Annotated in this window: 12 protein-coding genes and 4 pseudogenes; 10 read left to right on the top strand and 6 right to left on the bottom strand. The window is 73.5% G+C overall.

All coding sequences use genetic code 11. The annotated features are described in order from the left end of the window. Positions 1-159: 159 nt before the first annotated feature. Positions 160-753, top strand: a pseudogene (locus ACZ5GT_RS04200) (NAD(P)H-dependent flavin oxidoreductase); the annotation flags it as partial. Here ACZ5GT_RS04200 and ACZ5GT_RS04205 read toward each other — a convergent pair. From ACZ5GT_RS04205 to ACZ5GT_RS04215, 3 genes and pseudogenes are all read right to left on the bottom strand, one after another. Continuing rightward, positions 741-1,317 (bottom strand): annotated as a pseudogene (locus tag ACZ5GT_RS04205) (thiolase family protein); the annotation flags it as partial. The pseudogenes ACZ5GT_RS04200 and ACZ5GT_RS04205 overlap by 13 nt on opposite strands. 35 nt (positions 1,318-1,352) lie before the next feature. Beyond that, complete coding sequence (locus ACZ5GT_RS04210; RefSeq protein ID WP_360744762.1) at positions 1,353-1,964, bottom strand: TetR/AcrR family transcriptional regulator; 612 nt, start codon at positions 1,962-1,964, stop codon at positions 1,353-1,355. 25 nt (positions 1,965-1,989) lie between these two features. Then, positions 1,990-2,778 carry an SDR family oxidoreductase gene (locus ACZ5GT_RS04215; RefSeq protein ID WP_469013953.1) on the bottom strand — a complete coding sequence of 263 codons (789 nt, stop codon included), beginning with the start codon at positions 2,776-2,778 and terminating at the stop codon, positions 1,990-1,992. Positions 2,779-2,821: 43 nt separating this feature from the next. Here ACZ5GT_RS04215 and ACZ5GT_RS04220 point away from each other — a divergent pair. From ACZ5GT_RS04220 to ACZ5GT_RS04230, 3 genes and pseudogenes are all read left to right on the top strand, one after another. Beyond that, positions 2,822-3,013 (top strand): annotated as a pseudogene (locus tag ACZ5GT_RS04220) (acyl-CoA dehydrogenase); the annotation flags it as partial. 1 nt (position 3,014) lies between these two features. After that, positions 3,015-3,599 (top strand): annotated as a pseudogene (locus tag ACZ5GT_RS04225) (acyl-CoA dehydrogenase family protein); the annotation flags it as partial. 148 nt (positions 3,600-3,747) lie between these two features. Continuing rightward, positions 3,748-4,650: a chitosanase gene (locus tag ACZ5GT_RS04230; protein ID WP_469013954.1), complete on the top strand. Its 903-nt coding sequence runs from the start codon at positions 3,748-3,750 to the stop codon at positions 4,648-4,650. A gap of 101 nt (positions 4,651-4,751) precedes the next feature. On the opposite strand, the gene ACZ5GT_RS04235 is transcribed toward ACZ5GT_RS04230, so the two are convergent. The 3 genes from ACZ5GT_RS04235 to ACZ5GT_RS04245 form a co-directional block, all read right to left on the bottom strand. Then, positions 4,752-6,215, bottom strand: a complete 1,464-nt coding sequence (locus tag ACZ5GT_RS04235) for a glutamate synthase subunit beta (RefSeq protein WP_469013956.1) — start codon at positions 6,213-6,215, stop codon at positions 4,752-4,754. After that, positions 6,208-10,719, bottom strand: a complete 4,512-nt coding sequence (gene gltB / locus ACZ5GT_RS04240; RefSeq protein ID WP_469013958.1) for a glutamate synthase large subunit — start codon at positions 10,717-10,719, stop codon at positions 6,208-6,210. Before gltB ends, ACZ5GT_RS04235 begins: the two co-directional genes overlap by 8 nt. A 450-nt stretch (positions 10,720-11,169) precedes the next feature. After that, entirely contained in the window at positions 11,170-11,901 is a 732-nt protein-coding gene (locus tag ACZ5GT_RS04245) for a VIT1/CCC1 transporter family protein (RefSeq protein ID WP_469013960.1), read from the bottom strand. Between the two features lie 294 nt (positions 11,902-12,195). Here ACZ5GT_RS04245 and ACZ5GT_RS04250 point away from each other — a divergent pair, with 294 nt between their 5' ends. From ACZ5GT_RS04250 to ACZ5GT_RS04275, 6 genes are read left to right on the top strand one after another with little or no spacing between them, the layout of a single operon-like run. Next, the gene (locus ACZ5GT_RS04250; protein ID WP_469013961.1) at positions 12,196-13,263 is read left to right on the top strand and encodes an ADP-ribosylglycohydrolase family protein; all 1,068 of its coding nucleotides are present in this window, start codon (positions 12,196-12,198) and stop codon (positions 13,261-13,263) included. After that, positions 13,211-14,551: an ADP-ribosylglycohydrolase family protein gene (locus tag ACZ5GT_RS04255; RefSeq protein WP_469013962.1), complete on the top strand. Its 1,341-nt coding sequence runs from the start codon at positions 13,211-13,213 to the stop codon at positions 14,549-14,551. Before ACZ5GT_RS04250 ends, ACZ5GT_RS04255 begins: the two co-directional genes overlap by 53 nt. Before the next feature lie 44 nt (positions 14,552-14,595). Continuing rightward, the gene (locus tag ACZ5GT_RS04260) at positions 14,596-15,768 is read left to right on the top strand and encodes an ADP-ribosylglycohydrolase family protein (protein WP_469014185.1); all 1,173 of its coding nucleotides are present in this window, start codon (positions 14,596-14,598) and stop codon (positions 15,766-15,768) included. Next, positions 15,756-17,192: an ADP-ribosylglycohydrolase family protein gene (locus ACZ5GT_RS04265; protein ID WP_469013964.1), complete on the top strand. Its 1,437-nt coding sequence runs from the start codon at positions 15,756-15,758 to the stop codon at positions 17,190-17,192. The genes ACZ5GT_RS04260 and ACZ5GT_RS04265 overlap by 13 nt, the downstream gene beginning before the upstream one ends. Next, positions 17,189-18,409, top strand: coding sequence for a CaiB/BaiF CoA transferase family protein (locus ACZ5GT_RS04270; RefSeq protein WP_469013965.1), 1,221 nt, complete (start codon positions 17,189-17,191; stop codon positions 18,407-18,409). The genes ACZ5GT_RS04265 and ACZ5GT_RS04270 overlap by 4 nt, the downstream gene beginning before the upstream one ends. Beyond that, positions 18,406-19,215: an HpcH/HpaI aldolase/citrate lyase family protein gene (locus ACZ5GT_RS04275; RefSeq protein WP_469013966.1), complete on the top strand. Its 810-nt coding sequence runs from the start codon at positions 18,406-18,408 to the stop codon at positions 19,213-19,215. The genes ACZ5GT_RS04270 and ACZ5GT_RS04275 overlap by 4 nt, the downstream gene beginning before the upstream one ends. Positions 19,216-19,221 lie beyond the last annotated feature (6 nt).

The raw sequence follows: 19,221 nt of genomic DNA on the forward strand, positions 1-19,221 counted from the left end.
GCGACGCGGGCGAGATCCTGGCCAGTCCGATGGGCCTGATCCCGTCCGTTGGCGCGCGGCCGGCCCGGCTCACCTTCGCGCCCGACCTGCTGCTGACCGACGGTGAGGCGACGCTGGTGCGGCCGGACGGCACGCCCGAGGGCTGGCTGCCGTACCGGCCGGGTCGCCTCGTTCGCCCTCGCGCCCTCCCGCGAGCTGATCGCGCGGCTGAAGGAGGCGGGCGTGGTCGTCATGCCCTCGGTCGGAGCCAGGCGGCACGCGGAGAAGGTCGCGGCGTGGGGTGCGGACGCGGTGATCGTGCAGGGCGGGGAGGGCGGCGGGCACACCGGTGAGGTGGCGACGACGGTGGCGCTGCCGCAGGTGGCCGACGCGGTGGACATCCCGGTGGTGGCGGCGGGCGGCTTCTTCGACGGGCGGGGCCTGGTCGCGGCGCTGGCGTACGGGGCGGCGGGTGTCGCGATGGGCACGCGGTTCCTGCTGACGTCGGACTCGACCGTCCCGGACGCGGTCAAGCGGCGGTATCTGGCGGCGACGGTCCGGGACGTCACCGTCACCACGGCGGTCGACGGGCTGCCGCACCGGATGCTGCGCACGGATCTGGTGGACGCTCTGGAGCGCTCCGGTCGTGCCCGTGCGCTGCTGCACGCCGTCCGGCGCGCGGCCGGGTTCCGTCGTCTGTCGGGGCTGACGTGGCGGCGGATGGTGCGCGACGGGCTCGCCATGAGGCACGGCAGGGACCTCGACGGCGCGCAGCGCCCGCCGGTGGGAGCGCAGCGCGTACTCCTCCTGGTCGCGCCGGGTGATGCCCCATTTCGCGGCGATCATCTCGGCGCCGGCGAACTGGTTGACCGGCCGCTCGCCGTGGCGTGCCCGCCAGCCCTCGCTGCCGGCGAAGGGTCCCCCGGTCAGTCCCAGGGGTTCGGCGGCCTGCCGGGTGGCGAAGGCGATGGGGATCTGCGACATGTTCTGCACGCCGCCCGCGACGACCAGGTCCTGGGTGCCGGACAGTACGGCCTGCGCGGCGAAGTGCACGGCCTGCTGGGAGGAGCCGCACTGCCGGTCGACGGTCACGCCCGGCACCTCCTCCGGCAGTCCGGCCGCCGGCCAGCAGGTCCGCGCGATGTCCCCGGCCTGTGGCCCGACCGCGTCCAGGCAGCCGAAGACGACGTCCTCCACGGCCGCCGCGTCCACGCCCGAGCGGAGGACGAGTTCCTTCAGTACGTGCGCGCCGAGGTCGGCCGGGTGGACGCCGCTGAGGCCTCCCCCGCGCCGTCCGACGGGCGTGCGGACCGCTTCGACGATGTAGGCCTCGGGCATGGCGTCTCCCTGTGGGTTCACGTGCGTACGTGGATCTACGTGCGTACGGCGATTCCGTCCAGGACCATCGACAGGTACTGCCGGGCGATCTCCTCGGGGCTGTGCTGTCCGCCGGGCCGGTACCAGGAGGCGGCCACCCACACGGTGTCGCGCACGAACCGGTAGGTGAGGCGGACGTCGAGGTCGGCGCGGAAGACCCGGTCGGCGACCCCGCGTTCCAGCGTGGACAGCCACGCCTTCTCGAACTTGCGCTGTGACTCGGCGAGGAAGGCGAACCGCTCCTGCGCGACGAGTTGCCTGGATTCCTTCTGGTAGATCGCGACGGCGGCGCGGTGCCGGTCGATCTCCCGGAACGACTCGGTGACGAGTGCTTCGAGGGTCTCGCGCGGGCCCAGCCGGGCCGCCAGGACGGTGTCGTAGCCGTCCCACAGTTCGTCGAGGAAGGTCCGCAGGATCTCCTCGAGCATCGATTCCTTGGAGTCGAAGTGGTAGTAGAGGCTGCCCGCGAGCATGCCCGCGTGGTCCGCGATCTTGCGTACGGTGGTGGCGTTGTAGCCCTGCTCGGCGAACACCTCGGCGGCGGTGTGCAGGAGTTCGCGGCGGCGCGCCGGGCTCGCGGTCACCTGGGGCTTCTTCTTGGTCGGCACGGGTCCATTGTGGCCTGCCCGGCCGTCAGGGGTGCTGGCTGCTGACGGCGACGACCTCGCCGGTCATGTAGGAGGAGTAGCCGGAGGCCAGGAACACGATCACGTTGGCCACCTCCCATGGCTCGGCGTGCCGTCCGAAGGCCTCGCGGTCGGCGAGTTCCCGCAGCAGTTCGGGCGTCGTCACCTTCACCGGGTGGGGGTGCAGGGCGAGGCTCGGTGAGACGGCGTTGACCCGCACCCCGTGGCGTGCGGCCTCCAGGGCGGCGCACCGGGTCAGCGCCATCACCCCCGCTTTGGCGGCGGCGTAGTGCGCCTGTCCGGTCTGGGCGCGCCAGCCGACGACGGAGGCGTTGTTGACGATGACGCCGGCTCCGTGTTCCCGCATCCGGCGCAGCGCGGCCCGGGTGCACCGGAAGGTGCCGCCGAGCGTCACGTCGAGCACGCGTGACCATTGTTCGTCGCTCATCTCGACGAGGTCCGAAGTGCCGCCGAGGCCCGCGTTGTTGACGACGACGTCGAGCCGTCCGTGGGTGCGGACGGTGGTGTCGAACAGGGTCTGCACCTGGGTCTCGTCGGTCACGTCGCACGGCAGGGCGGTGACCGCGCCGGCGCCGAACTCGGCGGCGAGTTCGGCGGCGCAGCGCTCGAGGCGGGGCGCGTGGGCGTCGCTGACCAGTACGCGCGCGCCCTCTTCCAGGAAGCGGCGCGCGGTCGCGCCGCCGATGCCGGTTCCGGCCGCGGCCGTGATGACGGCGGTGCGGTCCCGCAGCAGCCCGTGCCCGGGCTCGTACGCCGGGCTCTCGACGCCTGTCATGGCCACGCCAACCTACACACTTGTCAGGGAAGGACGGGTGCCGATGGATCTCGCGTTCACGCAGGAAGAGGACGCCTTCCGCGCCGAGGCCCGCGCCTGGCTGCGCGCGCACGTGCCGGCGGCGCCGCTGCCGTCCCTGGAGACCGCGGAGGGCTTCGCCGCCCATCGCGCCTGGGAGGCCGAACTGGCCGCTGCGCGCTGGTCGGTGGTCGACTGGCCGGAGCGGTACGGCGGCCTGCGCGCTGGACGGCGACGCTGCGGCCGTCCGGCTCGCCGTGGACGGTGACGGTCTGCGCCTGGCCCCCGGCCACGGCCCGGTGCGCCGCTCCCTCGACCCCGCCCGCCGTCTCACCCCGCTGGCTCCCGGCGGTGAACTCCTCGACCCGGGCCCGCCCGCCGCGCACGCCCTGCTGTGGGCCCGTCTGGCCACCGCCGCCCAGGCCCTCGGCGTCGGCCTCACGCTCCTCGACCGTACGGTCGCCCACGTGCGGCGACGGGTGCAGTTCGGGGTGCCGGTCGGCTCGTTCCAGGCGGTCAGGCACCGGCTGGCCGACGCGCGGACCGCCCTGGAGTTCGCGCGCCCCCTGCTCTTCGGGGCGGCGCTGACGATGACGCCGCGGGACGTCGCCGCGGCGAAGACCGCCGCGTGCGAGGCGGCGTACGCCACCGCCCGCACGGCACTGCAGCTGCACGGCGCGATCGGCTACACCGCGGAGTACGACCTGTCGCTGTGGCTGACCAAGGCCCGCGCCCTGCGTACCGCGTGGGGCACCCCGCAGGAGTGCCGGGCGGTGGTCGTCGGCGGTGATCGCCGCGGGTGAGGTCCCGCCGGTGCTCTTGCACCGGCGGTTTCGCGACGCGCGCGTCCTGGCCTGTGAAGGTCACGGAACCGACAGCGGGCGCCTGCGGTGAACCGGCTGGCCGTACCCTGTGGCCGATGTCCGAAAATCTCACCCAAGGTGCCCGTCTGTGAAACGTGCTGGTTGCCTCCTCTTCGCGGCCGCCCCCGTGGTCGCCACGGCGGCGTTCTACTTCCTCGCGCCCGCGCAGTCCGACAGCGGCACGGACAAGCCCGTCTCCGCCGCGCAGCAGGCCCGGCAGGACGCCAAGGACCGCGCCGAGCGGGAACGGGCCGAGGACGACGAGGTCATCGCCGACCTGCCGCCGGGCCTGACCGCGCCCGTGAAGAAGGAGCTGGCCCAGAAGCTGGTGGCGAGCGCCGAGAACTCCACGCTGGACTGGCGCAGCGCCTACGGCTACATCGAGGACATCGGCGACGGCCAGGGCTACACGGCCGGCATCGTCGGGTTCTGCTCCGGCACGCACGACATGCTCACCCTCGTCGAGCGCTACACCAAGGCCCACCCCGGCAACGGCCTCGCCGGCTATCTGCCCGCCCTGCGGAAGGTCGACGGCACCGACTCGCACGAGGGCCTGGACCCCGGCTTCACCGCGGCCTGGAAGGCGGAGGCGCGGCGCCCCGCCTTCCGTGCGGCGCAGGACGAGGAGCGCGACCGCGTCTACTTCGACCCGGCGGTCCGCCTCGCCAAGCTGGACGGCCTGGGCACCCTGGGCCAGTTCGTCTACTACGACGCGATGGTCTTCCACGGCCCCGGCACCGGCCCGAACAGCTTCTACGGGCTGCGTGAGCGTGTGCTGCGGGAGGCGGACACGCCCTCCGAGGGCGGCTCGGAGAAGTCGTACCTCGACGTCTTCCTCGACATCCGCCGCGAGGCCATGAAGAGGAAGAAGGCCACCATCGACACCAGCCGCATCGACAACGCCCAGCGGCAGTTCCTGTACGACGGCAACCTGTCCCTCAAGACGCCGCTGACCTGGCAGGTGTACGGCGAGACCTACCGGGTGCCCTGACCCACGACGTGCGACGGCGCCCGCCCTGGGTCCGGTCGGGGACAAGGGGCGGGCGCCGTCGGTGTGCCGTACGCCGTTGTACGGGACGCTGGGGGGGTCCGTCAGACCATCAGGGCGCGGTCGGTCGGGCGGATCGGGGCCGGCAGGTCGCTGGCGCCGGTCAGGAAGCGGTCGACGCCGCGGGCGGCCGAGCGGCCCTCCGCGATAGCCCACACGATGAGCGACTGGCCGCGGCCGGCGTCACCGGCGACGAACACGCCGGGCACGTTGGTCTGGAAGTCGGCGTCGCGGGCGATGTTGCCGCGCTCGTCGAGTCCCAGGCCGAACTGCTCCACCAGGCCGTTCTCCCGGTCGGTGCCGGTGAAGCCCATGGCGAGGGTGACCAGCTGGGCGGGGATCTTGCGCTCCGTGCCCGGCTTCTGGGTCAGCTTGCCGTCGACGAACTCCACCTCGGTGAGGTGCAGCCACTGGACGTTGCCGTCCTCGTCGCCCTCGAAGTGGGTGGTGGAGACGGAGTAGACCCGCTCGCCGCCCTCCTCGTGCGCCGAGGTGACCTTGTAGAGCATCGGGAAGGTCGGCCACGGCTGGGAGACCGGGTTCCGCTCGTCGTTCGGGCGGGGCATGATCTCCAGCTGCGTCACCGAGGCCGCGCCCTGGCGGTGGGCGGTGCCCACGCAGTCCGCGCCGGTGTCGCCGCCGCCGATGACCACGACGTGCTTGCCCTCGGCCGAGATCGGGGTGGTGACGTAGTCGCCCTCCTGGACCTTGTTGGCCAGCGGCAGGTACTCCATGGCCTGGTAGACGCCCTTCAGCTCGCGGCCGGGGACGGGCAGGTCACGGGCGGTGGTGGCGCCGACGGCCAGGACCACGGCGTCGTACCGCTTCTTCAGGTCGGTCGCCTTCAGGTCGCGGCCGATCTCGATGCCGGTGCGGAAGCGGGTGCCCTCCGCGCGCATCTGCTCGATACGGCGGTTGATGTGCCGCTTCTCCATCTTGAACTCGGGGATGCCGTAGCGGAGGAGGCCTCCGATGCGGTCCGCGCGCTCGTAGACGGCGACGGTGTGGCCGGCCCGGGTCAGCTGCTGGGCGGCGGCCAGACCCGCCGGGCCCGAGCCGATGACCGCGACCGTCTTGCCGGACAGGCGCTCCGGGATCTGCGGGGCGACGTCCCCGGTCTCCCACGCCTTGTCGATGATCGAGACCTCGACGTTCTTGATGGTGACCGGCGCCTGGTTGATGCCGAGCACGCACGCCGACTCGCACGGAGCCGGGCACAGGCGGCCGGTGAACTCCGGGAAGTTGTTCGTCGCGTGCAGGCGCTCCTGCGCGGCCGACCAGTCCTCGCGGTAGGCGTAGTCGTTCCACTCGGGGATCAGGTTCCCCAGCGGACAGCCGTTGTGGCAGAACGGGATGCCGCAGTCCATGCACCGGCTGGCCTGCTTGCTGATGATCGGCAGCAGGGAGCCGGGGACGTAGACCTCGTTCCAGTCCTTGACGCGCTCGCCGACGGGGCGGGTCTTGGCGACCTCACGGCCGTGGTTCAGAAAGCCCTTCGGGTCAGCCATTGATCGCCGCCTCCATCATCTTCTCGGTGATCTCGGTCTCGGACAGACCGGCTCGCTCGGCGGCGTCCTTGGCGGCGAGCACTGCCTTGTACGTGCGGGGGATGATCTTGCTGAAGCGGTTCACGGCCGAGTCCCAGTCGGCGAGCAGCTTCTCGGCGACCGTGGAGCCCGTCTCGTCCTGGTGGCGGCGCACCGCTTCGTGCAGCCACTGCTTGTCGGCGTCGTCCAGCGCCTCGATCGCGTCGAGGTTGCCGGCGTTGACGTCGTCGCGGTTGAGGTCGATCACGTAGGCGACACCGCCGGACATGCCGGCCGCGAAGTTGCGGCCGGTCGGGCCGAGGACCACCGCGTGACCGCCGGTCATGTACTCGCAGCCGTGGTCGCCCACGCCCTCGGAGACGACCGTCGCGCCGGAGTTGCGGACGCAGAACCGCTCGCCGGTGCGGCCGCGCAGGAACAGCTCGCCGCCGGTCGCGCCGTAGGCGATGGTGTTGCCCGCGATGGTGGAGTACTCGGCCAGGTGGTCGGCGCCCCGGTCCGGGCGGACGACGACGCGGCCGCCGGACAGGCCCTTGCCGACGTAGTCGTTCGCGTCGCCCTCCAGGCGCAGCGTGACGCCGCGCGGCAGGAAGGCGCCGAAGGACTGGCCGGCCGAGCCGGTGAAGGTGATGTCGATGGTGCCGTCGGGCAGTCCCGCCCCGCCGAACTTCTTCGTCACCTCGTGGCCGAGCATCGTGCCGACCGTGCGGTTGATGTTGCGGATCGCGACCTGGGCGCGCACCGGCTGGGCCTCGGTCGCCGAGTCGGCGGCCAGGGCGTCGGCGGCGAGCTTGATCAGCTCGTTGTCGAGCGCCTTCTCCAGGCCGTGGTCCTGGGCGATCACCTGGTGGCGGGCGGCGCCCTCGGCCAGCGCGGGCACGTGGAACAGCGGCTCCAGGTTCAGGCCCTGGGCCTTCCAGTGGTCGACCGCGCGGGTCACGTCGAGCGTCTCGGCGTGGCCGACGGCCTCCTCGATGGAGCGGAAGCCCAGCTCGGCCAGCAGCTCGCGGACCTCCTCGGCGATGAACTGGAAGAAGTTCACCACGTACTCGGCCTTGCCGGAGAAGCGGTCGCGCAGGACCGGGTTCTGCGTGGCGATGCCGACCGGGCAGGTGTCCAGGTGGCAGACGCGCATCATGACGCAGCCGGAGACGACGAGCGGCGCGGTCGCGAAACCGAACTCCTCGGCGCCGAGCAGCGCGGCGATGACGACGTCGCGGCCGGTCTTGAGCTGGCCGTCGGTCTGCACGACGATGCGGTCGCGCAGGCCGTTGAGCAGCAGGGTCTGCTGGGTCTCGGCGAGGCCGAGCTCCCAGGGGCCGCCCGCGTGCTTCAGCGACGTCAGCGGCGAGGCGCCGGTGCCGCCGTCGTGGCCGGAGATGAGGACCACGTCCGCGTGCGCCTTGGACACACCGGCCGCGACCGTGCCGACACCGACCTCGGAGACCAGCTTGACGTGGATCCGCGCCCGCGGGTTCGCGTTCTTCAGGTCGTGGATCAGCTGGGCCAGGTCTTCGATGGAGTAGATGTCGTGGTGCGGCGGCGGGGAGATCAGGCCCACGCCCGGCGTCGAGTGACGCGTCTTGGCGACCCACGGGTAGACCTTGTGGCCGGGCAGCTGGCCGCCCTCGCCGGGCTTGGCGCCCTGCGCCATCTTGATCTGGATGTCGTCCGCGTTGACCAGGTACTCGCTGGTCACGCCGAAGCGGCCGGAGGCGACCTGCTTGATGGACGACCGGCGCGCCGGGTCGTACAGGCGCTCCGGGTCCTCGCCGCCCTCACCGGTGTTGGACTTGCCGCCCAGCTGGTTCATGGCGATGGCGAGGGTCTCGTGCGCCTCCTTGGAGATGGAGCCGTACGACATGGCGCCGGTGGAGAAGCGCTTGACGATCTCGGAGACCGGCTCGACCTCGTCGATCGGGACCGGCTGCCGGTCGGACTTGAAGCCGAACAGGCCGCGCAGCGTCATCAGCCGCTCGGACTGCTCGTTCACCCGGGACGTGTACTTCTTGAAGACGTCGTAGCGGCCGGAGCGGGTGGAGTGCTGGAGGCGGAAGACCGTCTCCGGGTCGAACAGGTGCGGCTCGCCCTCGCGGCGCCACTGGTACTCGCCGCCGATATCCAGCGCGCGGTGCGCCGGGGCGATGCCGGAGGCCGGGTACGCCTTCGCGTGGCGGGCGGCGACCTCCTTGGCGATGACGTCGATGCCGACGCCGCCGATCTTGGTGGCGGTGCCGTTGAAGTACTTCTCGACGAAGGCCTCGTCGAGACCGACGGCCTCGAAGACCTGGGCGCCGCGGTAGGAGGCGACGGTCGAGATGCCCATCTTGGACATGACCTTCAGCACGCCCTTGCCGAGGGCGTAGATGAGGTTGCGGATGGCCTTCTCGGACTCGATGCCGGGCAGGAAGGTGCCCGCGCGGACCAGGTCCTCGACGGACTCCATGGCCAGGTACGGGTTGACGGCGGCGGCGCCGTAGCCGATGAGCAGGGCGACGTGGTGGACCTCGCGGACGTCGCCGGCCTCGACCAGCAGGCCCACCTGGGTGCGCTGCTTGGTGCGGATGAGGTGGTGGTGGACGGCCGCGGTCAGCAGCAGCGACGGGATCGGCGCGTGCTCGGCGTCCGAGTGGCGGTCCGACAGGACGATCAGGCGGGCGCCGTTGTCGATGGCGGTGTCCGCCTCGGCGCAGATCTCGTCGATGCGCGCGGCGAGGGCGTCGCCGCCGCCGGAGACCCGGTACAGGCCGGAGAGGGTCGCGGCCTTGAAGCCGGGCATGTCGCCGTCGGCGTTGATGTGGATGAGCTTGGCCAGCTCGTCGTTGTCGATCACCGGGAAGGGCAGGGTGACCGTGCGACAGGAGGCGGCCGTCGGCTCCAGCAGGTTGCCCTCCGGGCCGAGCGAGGAGCGCAGGGAGGTGACGAGCTCCTCCCGGATCGCGTCCAGCGGCGGGTTGGTGACCTGCGCGAACAGCTGGGTGAAGTAGTCGAACAGCAGCCGCGGGCGCTCGGAGAGGGCCGCGATCGGGCTGTCGGTGCCCATCGAGCCGATCGGCTCGGCGCCGGCCTTGGCCATCGGCGCGAGGATGACCCGCAGCTCCTCCTCGGTGTAGCCGAAGGTCTGCTGGCGGCGGGTGACGGAGGCGTGCGTGTGCACGATGTGCTCGCGCTCGGGCAGGTCGCCCAGCTCGATCTCGCCGGCCTCCAGCCACTCGGCGTAGGGCTGCTCGGCGGCGAGGGCGGCCTTGATCTCGTCGTCCTCGATGATGCGGTGCTCGGCGGTGTCCACCAGGAACATGCGGCCGGGCTGCAGGCGGCCCTTGCGGACGACCTTCGCGGGGTCGATGTCGAGGACGCCGACCTCGGAGGCGAGGACGACGAGGCCGTCGTCGGTGACCCAGTAGCGGCCGGGGCGCAGGCCGTTGCGGTCGAGCACGGCGCCGACCTGGACGCCGTCGGTGAAGGTGACGGTGGCGGGGCCGTCCCAGGGCTCCATCAGCGTGGAGTGGAACTGGTAGAAGGCGCGCCGGGCCGGGTCCATGGAGTCGTGGTTCTCCCACGCCTCCGGGATCATCATCAGCACCGCGTGCGGAAGCGAACGGCCGCCGAGGTGCAGCAGCTCGAGCACCTCGTCGAAGGACGCGGAGTCGGAGGCGTCGGGCGTGCAGACCGGGAAGGTCCGCGCCAGCTTGTCCTGCGGGCCGAACAGGTCGGAGGCAAGCTGCGACTCGCGGGCGCGCATCCAGTTGCGGTTGCCCTTGACGGTGTTGATCTCACCGTTGTGCGCGACGAAGCGGTAGGGGTGCGCGAGCGGCCAGCTCGGGAAGGTGTTGGTGGAGAACCGGGAGTGCACGAGCGCGATCGCGGACGCGAAGCGGCGGTCGGACAGGTCCGGGAAGAAGGGCTCGAGCTGGCCGGTGGTCAGCATGCCCTTGTAGACGATCGTCCGCGCGGACAGCGACGGGAAGTAGACGCCGGCCTCACGCTCGGAGCGCTTGCGCAGCACGAAGGCCTTGCGGTCGAGCTCGATCCCGTTCGACCGTCCGTCGGTCACGAAGATCTGGCGGAAGACGGGCATCGTGGAGCGGGCGGTCGCGCCGAGCAGCTCGGGGGCGACGGGGACCTCGCGCCAGCCGAGGACCGTCAGGTCCTCCTCGGCGGCGATCGTCTCGATACGTGAGACGGCGTCCTCGGTGCCGTCCTGCGGCAGGAAGGCGATACCGACCGCGAAGGCACCGGCCTCGGGCAGCTCGAATCCGGCCACCTCACGGAAGAAGGCGTCGGGCACCTGCGCGAGGATTCCGGCACCGTCGCCGGAGTCGGGCTCGGAGCCGGTGGCACCGCGGTGCTCCAGGTTGCGCAGGACGGTCAGGCCCTGCTCGACCAGCGTGTGCGACGCCTCGCCGGTGAGGGTGGCGACGAAACCGACGCCGCAGGCGTCGTGTTCGTTGCGGGGGTCGTACATACCCTGCGCAGCAGGGCGAGCATCCATGAACGACCAGTTCTGGCCATTCGCGGAATGCTGGGACGGCTGGCGCGGCGTACGCATCGGCTCTCCCGTCGTCGTCTCAAGTGGCATGCAGATTGCCGAGGGACGACGTTGGCCCTCTGCTTGTGCAAAATTTCGTGCAGGTTACATGATGGAGCGGTTATCGGGAACCGGATACTCCGTTCCAGCATGCGGACGCCGCGTGGCCGCGGTGGGGTACCGCGCCTGGCGGCGGAAACCATGGGGAGCTGAGCGGACAGATCGGTGCCCGTCGGCCCGGTGGCGGAGGGAGCGTTGTCGCCCACGCCGCGGGTGCGCCACGAGCGTCATTGCCCGCAGCGCGTACGGCTCATGCCCGGTGGTCAAACAGTCGAAACCAGCGAGTAACAACTACTTATGCGGCCCAACGCATACGTAGCAGTTCCTCTATCCTACGGCGGATCCGAACAAAGTGCCCAGGGCGTACGTCACACCGGCCGCCGCGCCGCCCAGGGCGAGCTGGCGCAGACCGCTGTACCACCAGCTGCGCGCGGTGACCCTGGCCACCACGGCGCCGCACGCGAACAGCCCGAGGAGCGCGAGCAACAGCGCCGGCCACAGGGCGGTGGCGCCCAGCAGGTACGGCAGGACGGGCAGCAGCGCGCCGATCGCGAAGGCCCCGAACGACGACACGGCCGCGACCAGCGGCGACGGCAGGTCGCCCGGGTCGATGCCGAGTTCCTCGCGGGCGTGTATCTCCAGGGCCTGCTCGGGGTCGCGGGAGAGCTGCCGGGCGACCTCCCGGGCCAGCTCCGGTTCCACGCCCCGGGCCTCGTAGAGCGCGGCGAGCTCGAGCTCCTCGGCCTGCGGGTGCTTGCGCAGCTCCCTGCGCTCCACCTCCAGCTCGGCCTCGACCAGCTCGCGCTGCGAGGCGACGGAGGTGTACTCGCCGGCGGCCATGGAGAAGGCGCCGGCGGCGAGGCCGGCGAGGCCGGTCAGGACGATGGTGCTCGGACCCACGGAGCCGCCGGCCACGCCGGTGATCAGGGCGAGGTTGGAGACCAGTCCGTCCATCGCGCCGAAGACGGCGGGGCGCAGCCAGCCGCCGTTGACGTCGCGGTGGGTGTGGTTGTCCCGGTGCGCCACGTGCAGCGCGGCCTCGTTGTCGATGATGGCCACGAATGTTCCCCCAGGAAGCTTAGCCAAAGCTAACTTTGGACGAGTTCTACTTTTCGACGTCCAGAACTTACGCCGTTCTCCTCCCGCGCGCCAGCAAGGAAAGGCTGCGCTAACCAGCGGTTTTACCGTTTCGATACTCATCCGTGGCGGGTGGCGCTCACCTGTCGACCGGGTGACGCTGCGGTCCGCCCGGCTCTGCGCGGCCGCTCGCGTGGCACACATCCGCAAAGGGCGCGGCGCCCCGGGCAGGGCCGCCGCCGAGCCCCGGAGGAGCCCCCGGAGAAGAGGCCGCGTATGGCATCGACCGCCTGCAGTCCCCCGGTCCCGGCGCCCGACGACACCGCCGGTCTCCGCGCACGGGCCCGCGGCGCGCTGCTCGGCCTCGCCGTCGGCGACGCCCTCGGGGCGCCCGCGGAGAACCTGAAGCCCTCCGAGATCCGCGCCCGCTGGGGCCGCATCACCGGTTTCGTCGCCGAGACGCCGTGCGGGACGGACGACACCGAGTACACGATCTTCTCCGGTCTCCTGCTGGCCCGCCACGGATCCGCGCTCACGCCGGCCCACGTGGAGGCGGCCTGGCACGAGTGGATCGCGGACCGGGAGGAGGGGCCGTTCCGGGGCGCCGGTTTCAGCGAGCGGGGCACGCTGGAGAACCTGCGCCGCGGCCTGGCCGCCCCCATCTCCGCCCAGCACCGCCACGCCTGGAGCGACGGGCTCGCGATGCGCGCGGCGCCGTTCGGAGTGTTCGCCGCGGGCCGCCCCGCCGAGGCGGCCCGGCTGGCGGCGGTCGACGGCTCGGTCAGCCACGAGGGCGAGGGCATCCACGGCGGCCGGGCGGTCGCGGCCGGGGTGGCGGCCGCGATGGCGGGGGCGTCCCCGGTCGCGGTCGTCGCCTCCGCGCTGGCCGTGGTGCCGGACGACTCGTGGACGGCGCGTTGCCTGCGCCGGGCGGTGGCCGTCGCGCACCGCGGCGAACGGGCCCTCCGCTCGGCCGTGGTCGTCGGCGGCTACCCGTGGACCGACCTGGCGCCCGAGGCGGTCGCCCTCGCCTTCGGCGCCTACGCGGCGGCCGACGGCGACTTCGTCCAGGCCGTCCTGACGGCCGTCAACATGGGCCGCGACGCCGACACGACGGCGGCCGTGGCGGGCGCGCTGGCGGGAGCGACGTGCGGTGTGTCGGCGATCCCCGGGGAGTGGGCGGCGGCGATCGGTCCGGCCCGGGGCCGCTGCCTGCCGGCGATGGCGGGCCACCACGTCCTGGACATCGCCGACCTGCTGACCACCCCACCCACCGGACCGGAGCCCCCCGATGACCCCACCGACCCCCTGGACCGAACCGACGACGACCGCGACCGCCCTTGACCCCCCACCGGCCCCGCCGACCACCCCACCCCACAACCCGCCGGCCGCCGACGGCGAGAACCCCCCACCGCGGCCACCCGCACCCGACCACGAAAGCCGCACGGGCAGTGCGGGTGGGAACACTCACCCGGCCGAAGGCGCAGCCGAGGCCGTGGACACCGCCAAGCCGCCGCAGGCACACCGCATCGCCGGCCTCCTCCTCGGCCTCGCCGCGGGCGACGCCGCCGGCTGGCCCGCCGCCCGCCACCGTGCCGCCCGTATGCCGGAGTGGACCCGCCGCCTCACCCGCGAGCTGGACACCTTCGCCGAGCAGAACGCGACGACCACGCTCCCCGTCCCCATCGCCCTGAACCAGCCTCCGGAGCCCCTGCTGCTCGGCCCCTCCGACGACGCCGAGTGGGCGGCGTTCGCGGCGGAGGCGCTGCTGCGGGCCGGTGACGACGACGCGCTGGGGGACCTGAGCAGGCAGCGCCGTGCCCGGGCCGCGATCGACCTCACCTGGAACGCGCTCGCGAGCGAGGTCGCCGCGGCCGCCGACCGCGCCCCGGAGGTCGAGTCGGCCGTGCTCCCCCTCCGCGCCCGCATCTCCGTCCGCGCCGGTCTCGGCAACCTCGCCGCGGGTCTCCGTCCGCCCGCCACCGGGCACGACAACCCGCACCACTTCGACGACGCGGCCTGCGTGCGGGCCTGCGTCCTCGCCGTCGCCCACCCCGGCGACCCCGGGCGCGCCGCCGACCTGGCCGAGTTCGACGCCCGCTACACCCAGGACGGCGACGGCGTGCACGGCGCGCGGGCGATGGCGGCGGCCCTCGCGCTCGCCCTCGCCGCGGCGGACGTGGACGCGTGCGTGACCGCCGCCCTCGCGCAGCTGCCCGAGAGCACCGAGATCGGCCGCAACGCCCGTCACGCGCTCCGCCTCGCCCGCGCCGCCGGCTCCGCCTTCGCCCTGGTCCCGCTGCTCGAACACCGCATCGTCGACCACGTCTACAGCTACGGCATCGCCGCCGCCGAGACGGTCCCGGTCGCCCTGGCGCTGGCCACCGCCGCGCGGGGCCGGATCGCGGAGGCGGTACCGGCCGCGGCCTGTCTGTCCCGGGTCGCCGACTCCGCCCCGGCCCTCGCGGGCGCGCTGACCGGGGCCCTCGGCGGGCGCGCGGCGGTCCCCGCCGCCTGGCGGGACGCCTGCCGCACCCTGTCCGGCTGCGCCCTGCCCCGCCTCACCGGTACGGACCTGGTGGAACTCGCCGAACTCCTGGAAGCCGTACAACCGGCACCACCGGGGGGATGATTCGGGACATGACGCCCACACCACCCACACCTCCCACGGTGCCCATGACGCCTGTCGCGCCCGAAGCGGAGGGAACGCTGGACGGCAGGATCACCGGCGCCCTGGTCGGCGCGGCGGTCGGCGACGCCCTCGGCGGCCCCGTCGAGGGCTACTCCCCCGACCAGATCCGCCGGCGCCACGGCGGCCGCGTCGCCGGGATCGTCGGCCCCTGGCACGGTGACGCCTGGCGCACCGCCCGCCCCATCGCCCCGTACCACAAGGGCGACGGCCACGTCACCGACGACACGTTGATGACGCACGCCCTGGTACGGGTCTACGCGACCGTCCGCGACCACCTCGACGCCTACGCCGTCGCGGAACACCTGGTCCCCGACCTGATGACCAACCCGCGCTGGATTCCGGAACTGGAGGCGGCGGCGCTGCCGTTGCAGCGGATCTTCCTCGCCGAGAAGTGGCTGGTGGCCCGCCTGCACTACGGGCACGCCGACCCCCGTGAGGCCGGCGTCGGCAACATCGTCAACTGCGGTGCCGCGATGTACATGGCCCCCGTCGGCCTGGTCAACGCGGCCAACCCGGCGGGCGCCTACGCCGAGGCGCTGGACGTCGCGGGCGCCCACCAGTCGTCGTACGGCAGGGAGGCGGCGGGCGTCTTCGCCGCTGCGGTGGCGGCGGCGTGCGCGCCCGGGGCGAACCCGGACTCGGTCGTCGCCGCCTGCCTGGCGCGGGCGAAGGACGGCACCCGGGCGGCGATCGAGCGGGTCTGTGAAGCGGCCGCCCGCCACTCGGAATTCGAGTCGGCCCTGACCCCGCTGCGGGAGGCGGTGGCCCCCTACGACACCGTGGGCCCGGACTACCGGCAGCCCTCCCTCGGCGCCCGCCGCCCCTCCCGCCTGCACGCGATCGAGGAACTGCCGGTCGCGCTCGGCATGCTGGTGGTCGCCGGCGGCGACTTCCGGCAGGCGGTCCTGGGCGCGGTGAACTACGGGCGCGACTGCGACTCCATCGCGACGATGGCCGGTGCGCTGGCCGGGGCCCTGGGCTCCCCGGTCCCGGAGGACTGGGCGCGGACGGTCGCCGATGCCAGCCGCCTGGACCTGTGGGAACCGGCGCGGACGCTCATCGGTGTGACCCGGGAGGTCTTCGCGCGGGACGTACGCCGGCGCCGGGCGCACGAGGCGGCGTTCGCCGGGATCGGGGGCCCGGCGTGCTGCGACTGACGTGGGTCCAGCCGGAGGATCTGATCGGCCACGAACTGCGCCAGGCGGCGCTGGACGGCCGCGAGCCCGCCGCGATCGCCGCGCGCTGGCGGGCGGCGGGCGGCCGGCCGGCGCCGCCGCGGGCGGGCGCGTCACCCGAACCGGCCTCGCGTTACCTCCGCCTGCTCGCCGAGGACCTGCTCGACGAACTCGCCGAACTGCCCAGCGCCCTGACCGACCGTGAGCCGACGGACCTGGAGCGGATCAAGGCGCTGTGCCCGGACTGGCCGGCAGCCGGCCCCGCCGTACGCGTCGCCCCGGCCCACCTCGACCCCGCCCACCTCGACCCCGCCCGCGCCGAACCCGCCCGCGTCGACCCGGCCCGTCTCGAGGCGTCCCCTCTCGAGGCGGCCTGGCTCGGGCGTGCCGTCGGCTGCCTGCTCGGCAAGCCCGTCGAGAAGCTGCCCCTCGAGGGCATCCGGCAACTGGCCGAAGCCACCGGCAACCACCCCCTGCACACGTACTTCACCGGCCGGGGAGTGCCCGCCGAACTGTCCGCCCGGTTCCCCTTCAACCGCCGCTCGGCACCGACCTCCCTCGCCGAGAACATCGACGGCATGCCGGAGGACGACGACCTCAACTACCCGCTGCTCAACCTGCTGTTGCTGCAACGTCACGGCCGGGGCTTCACCACCGCCGACGTGGCGTCCCTCTGGCTGGAGGAACTCCCGGCGGGCCGCGCCTTCACCGCCGAACGCGTCGCCTACCGCAACCTCCTCAGCGGCGTCGAACCCCCGCACACGGCCCGCCACCGCAACCCCTTCCGCGAGTGGATCGGGGCCCTGATCCGCGCCGACGTCCATGGCTGGACCAACCCCGGCGACCCCGCGGCCGCGGCCGCCCAGGCCCACCGCGACGCCACCCTCACCCACACCGCCAACGGCGTCTACGCGGCGATGTTCGCGGCCGCCGTGATCGCCCAGGCCGCCACCGGCGCCCACGACGTGCACGCCTGCCTGCGCACCGGCCTCGCCGTGATCCCGCCCGACTCGCGGCTGGCCGGGGCCGTTCGCCACGCCGTCCGGCTGGCGCGCCGGCACCGGGACTTCGACCGGGTCGTCGACGAGCTGCACGCCCTCCACTCCCCCGCCCATCACTGGGTGCACGCGGTGCCCAACACGGCGCTCGTCGCCGCCGCCCTCACCCACGCCGACGGCGACTTCACCGGGTCCATCTGCCGTGTGGTGTCCGGCGGTTGGGACACCGACTCCAACGGCGCCACGGCGGGCAGCGTCAGCGCCCTCCTCGCCGGCGACCCCGCCGCCCTCCCCGAACGCTGGACCGCCCCGCTGAAGAACCGGCTGGCCAGCTCCATCGCCGACTTCGACGGCACCGGCTTCGACACCCTCGCCCACCTCACGCGTCTGGAGGCCTCCCGCCCATGACCCCCGCCGCCCCCGCCCGGGACGCCCGGGCCGACGCCCCGCTGACCGGTCTGCGCGTCCTCGACCTCGCCACCCTCTTCGCCGGTCCGCTCGCCGCCACGATGCTCGGCGACTTCGGCGCGGAGGTCGTCAAGGTCGAGCACCCCGGCAGACCCGACCCGTCCCGCGGCCACGGCCCGTCGAAGAACGGCGTGGGGCTGTGGTGGAAGCTGCTGGGCCGCAACAAGCGCACCGTCACCCTGGACCTGTCCCGGCCGGGCGGCCGCGCCACCCTGCTGCGGCTGGCCGCCACGGCGGACGTGATCGTCGAGAACTTCCGCCCCGGCACCCTGGAGAAGTGGGACCTCGGCTGGCCGGAGCTGTCCGCCGTCAACCCGCGGCTGGTGCTCGCCCGGGTCACCGCCTTCGGCCAGTTCGGCCCCTACGCCCACCGGCCCGGCTTCGGCACCCTCGCCGAGGCGATGAGCGGCTTCGCCGCGATCACCGGCGAGCCGGACGGGCCGCCGACGCTCCCGCCGTTCGGCCTCGCCGACTCGATCACCGGCCTGGCCACGGCGTACGCGGTGATGACGGCGCTGGCCGCGCGGGAGCGCACGGGCGAGGGCCAGGTCGTCGACATGGCGATCATCGAGCCGATCCTGACCGTCCTGGGTCCCCAGCCCCTCTGGTACGACCAGCTCGGCCACGTCCAGCCCCGTACCGGCAACCGCTCCCAGAACAACGCCCCGCGCGGCACCTACCGCACCGCCGACGGCTGCTGGGTGGCGGTGTCCACCTCCGCCCAGTCCGTCGCCGAGCGCGTCATGCACCTGGTGGGACGGCCGGAACTGATCGACGAGCCGTGGTTCGCGACGGGCGACGGCCGGGCCCGGCACGCGGACGTCCTGGACCGGGCGGTCGGCGGCTGGATCGCCGGGCAGACCCGCGACGACGTGCTGGCCGCCTTCGAGAAGGCGGAGGCGGCGGCGGCCCCGGTCCAGGACGTGCGGGAGGTGATGACCGACCCGCAGTACGCGGCCCTCGACACGATCACCACCGTCGACGATCCCGAACTGGGGCCGCTGCGCATGCAGAACGTCCTCTTCCGGCTCTCCGCCACGCCCGGCGCGATCCGCTGGGCGGGCCGGCCGCACGGCGCGGACACCGAGGCGGTCCTCACGGAGCTCGGCCTGACCCCGGCCGAGGTGGCGGCCCTGCGGGCGGAAGGAGCCGTATGACGGTCCCGCTGACCTGGCTGTACGCGCCCGGCGACCGGCCGCACGTGGTCGCCAAGGCCCTGAAGTCCGGCGCCGACGTGGTGGTGATCGACCTGGAGGACGCGGTCGCCCCCGACCGCAAGGAGTACGCCCGTGCCGCCACCGCCGACCTGCTGCGCGCCCCGCAGCCGGTCCCGGTGCATGTCCGCGTGAACGCCCTGGACGGCCCGTCGGCGGCCCGGGACCTGGCGGCTCTGGCGGCGCTGCCCGGGTTGTCCGGCCTGCGGCTGCCGAAGGTGACGGGGCCCGAACAGGTGGTCCGCGTCGCGCGGACGACGTCTCCGGCGCTGTACGCGCTGCTGGAGACGGCCCTGGCCGTGGAACGCGCCCACGCCATCGCCGCGGCCCACCCCGCGCTGCGCGGCATCTCGCTCGGTGAGGCGGATCTCCGTGCCGATCTGGGCGTCCGCGACGACGCGGGCCTCGACTGGCCCCGCTCCCGGATCGTGGTGGCCGCCCGGGCGGCGGGGCTGCCGCCACCGCCGCAGTCGGTCCACCAGGACATCCGCGACCTGGAGGGCCTGGCCGCGTCCTGCGCGCGCGGCCGCGCCCTCGGCTTCCTGGGCCGGGCGGCCGTCCATCCCCGGCAGCTGCCGGTCATCGAACGGGCCTACCTGCCCACGCGCAGGGAGGTGGAGGAGGCGGAAGCGGTCGTGAAGGCGGCGGAGGGAGAACGGGGCGCCCAGGCGCTGCCGGACGGCCGGTTCGTCGACGCGGCGGTGGTGGCGGCGGCCCGGCGGACGCTGGCGCTCGCCCGCCGGTTCTGACGGCCG

Source organism: Streptomyces sp. NPDC031340 (assembly GCF_055569945.1).

Bases quoted from the DNA above. Each gene is read 5' to 3' on its own strand.
- ACZ5GT_RS04215 (WP_469013953.1), bottom strand. From the start codon at position 2,778: ATGACAGGCGTCGAGAGCCCGGCGTACGAGCCCGGGCACGGGCTGCTG.
- ACZ5GT_RS04235 (WP_469013956.1), bottom strand. From the start codon at position 6,215: ATGGCTGACCCGAAGGGCTTTCTGAACCACGGCCGTGAGGTCGCCAAG.
- gltB (WP_469013958.1), bottom strand. From the start codon at position 10,719: ATGTACGACCCCCGCAACGAACACGACGCCTGCGGCGTCGGTTTCGTC.
- ACZ5GT_RS04250 (WP_469013961.1), top strand. From the start codon at position 12,196: ATGGCATCGACCGCCTGCAGTCCCCCGGTCCCGGCGCCCGACGACACC.
- ACZ5GT_RS04255 (WP_469013962.1), top strand. From the start codon at position 13,211: ATGACCCCACCGACCCCCTGGACCGAACCGACGACGACCGCGACCGCC.
- ACZ5GT_RS04260 (WP_469014185.1), top strand. From the start codon at position 14,596: ATGACGCCTGTCGCGCCCGAAGCGGAGGGAACGCTGGACGGCAGGATC.
- ACZ5GT_RS04270 (WP_469013965.1), top strand. From the start codon at position 17,189: ATGACCCCCGCCGCCCCCGCCCGGGACGCCCGGGCCGACGCCCCGCTG.
- ACZ5GT_RS04275 (WP_469013966.1), top strand. From the start codon at position 18,406: ATGACGGTCCCGCTGACCTGGCTGTACGCGCCCGGCGACCGGCCGCAC.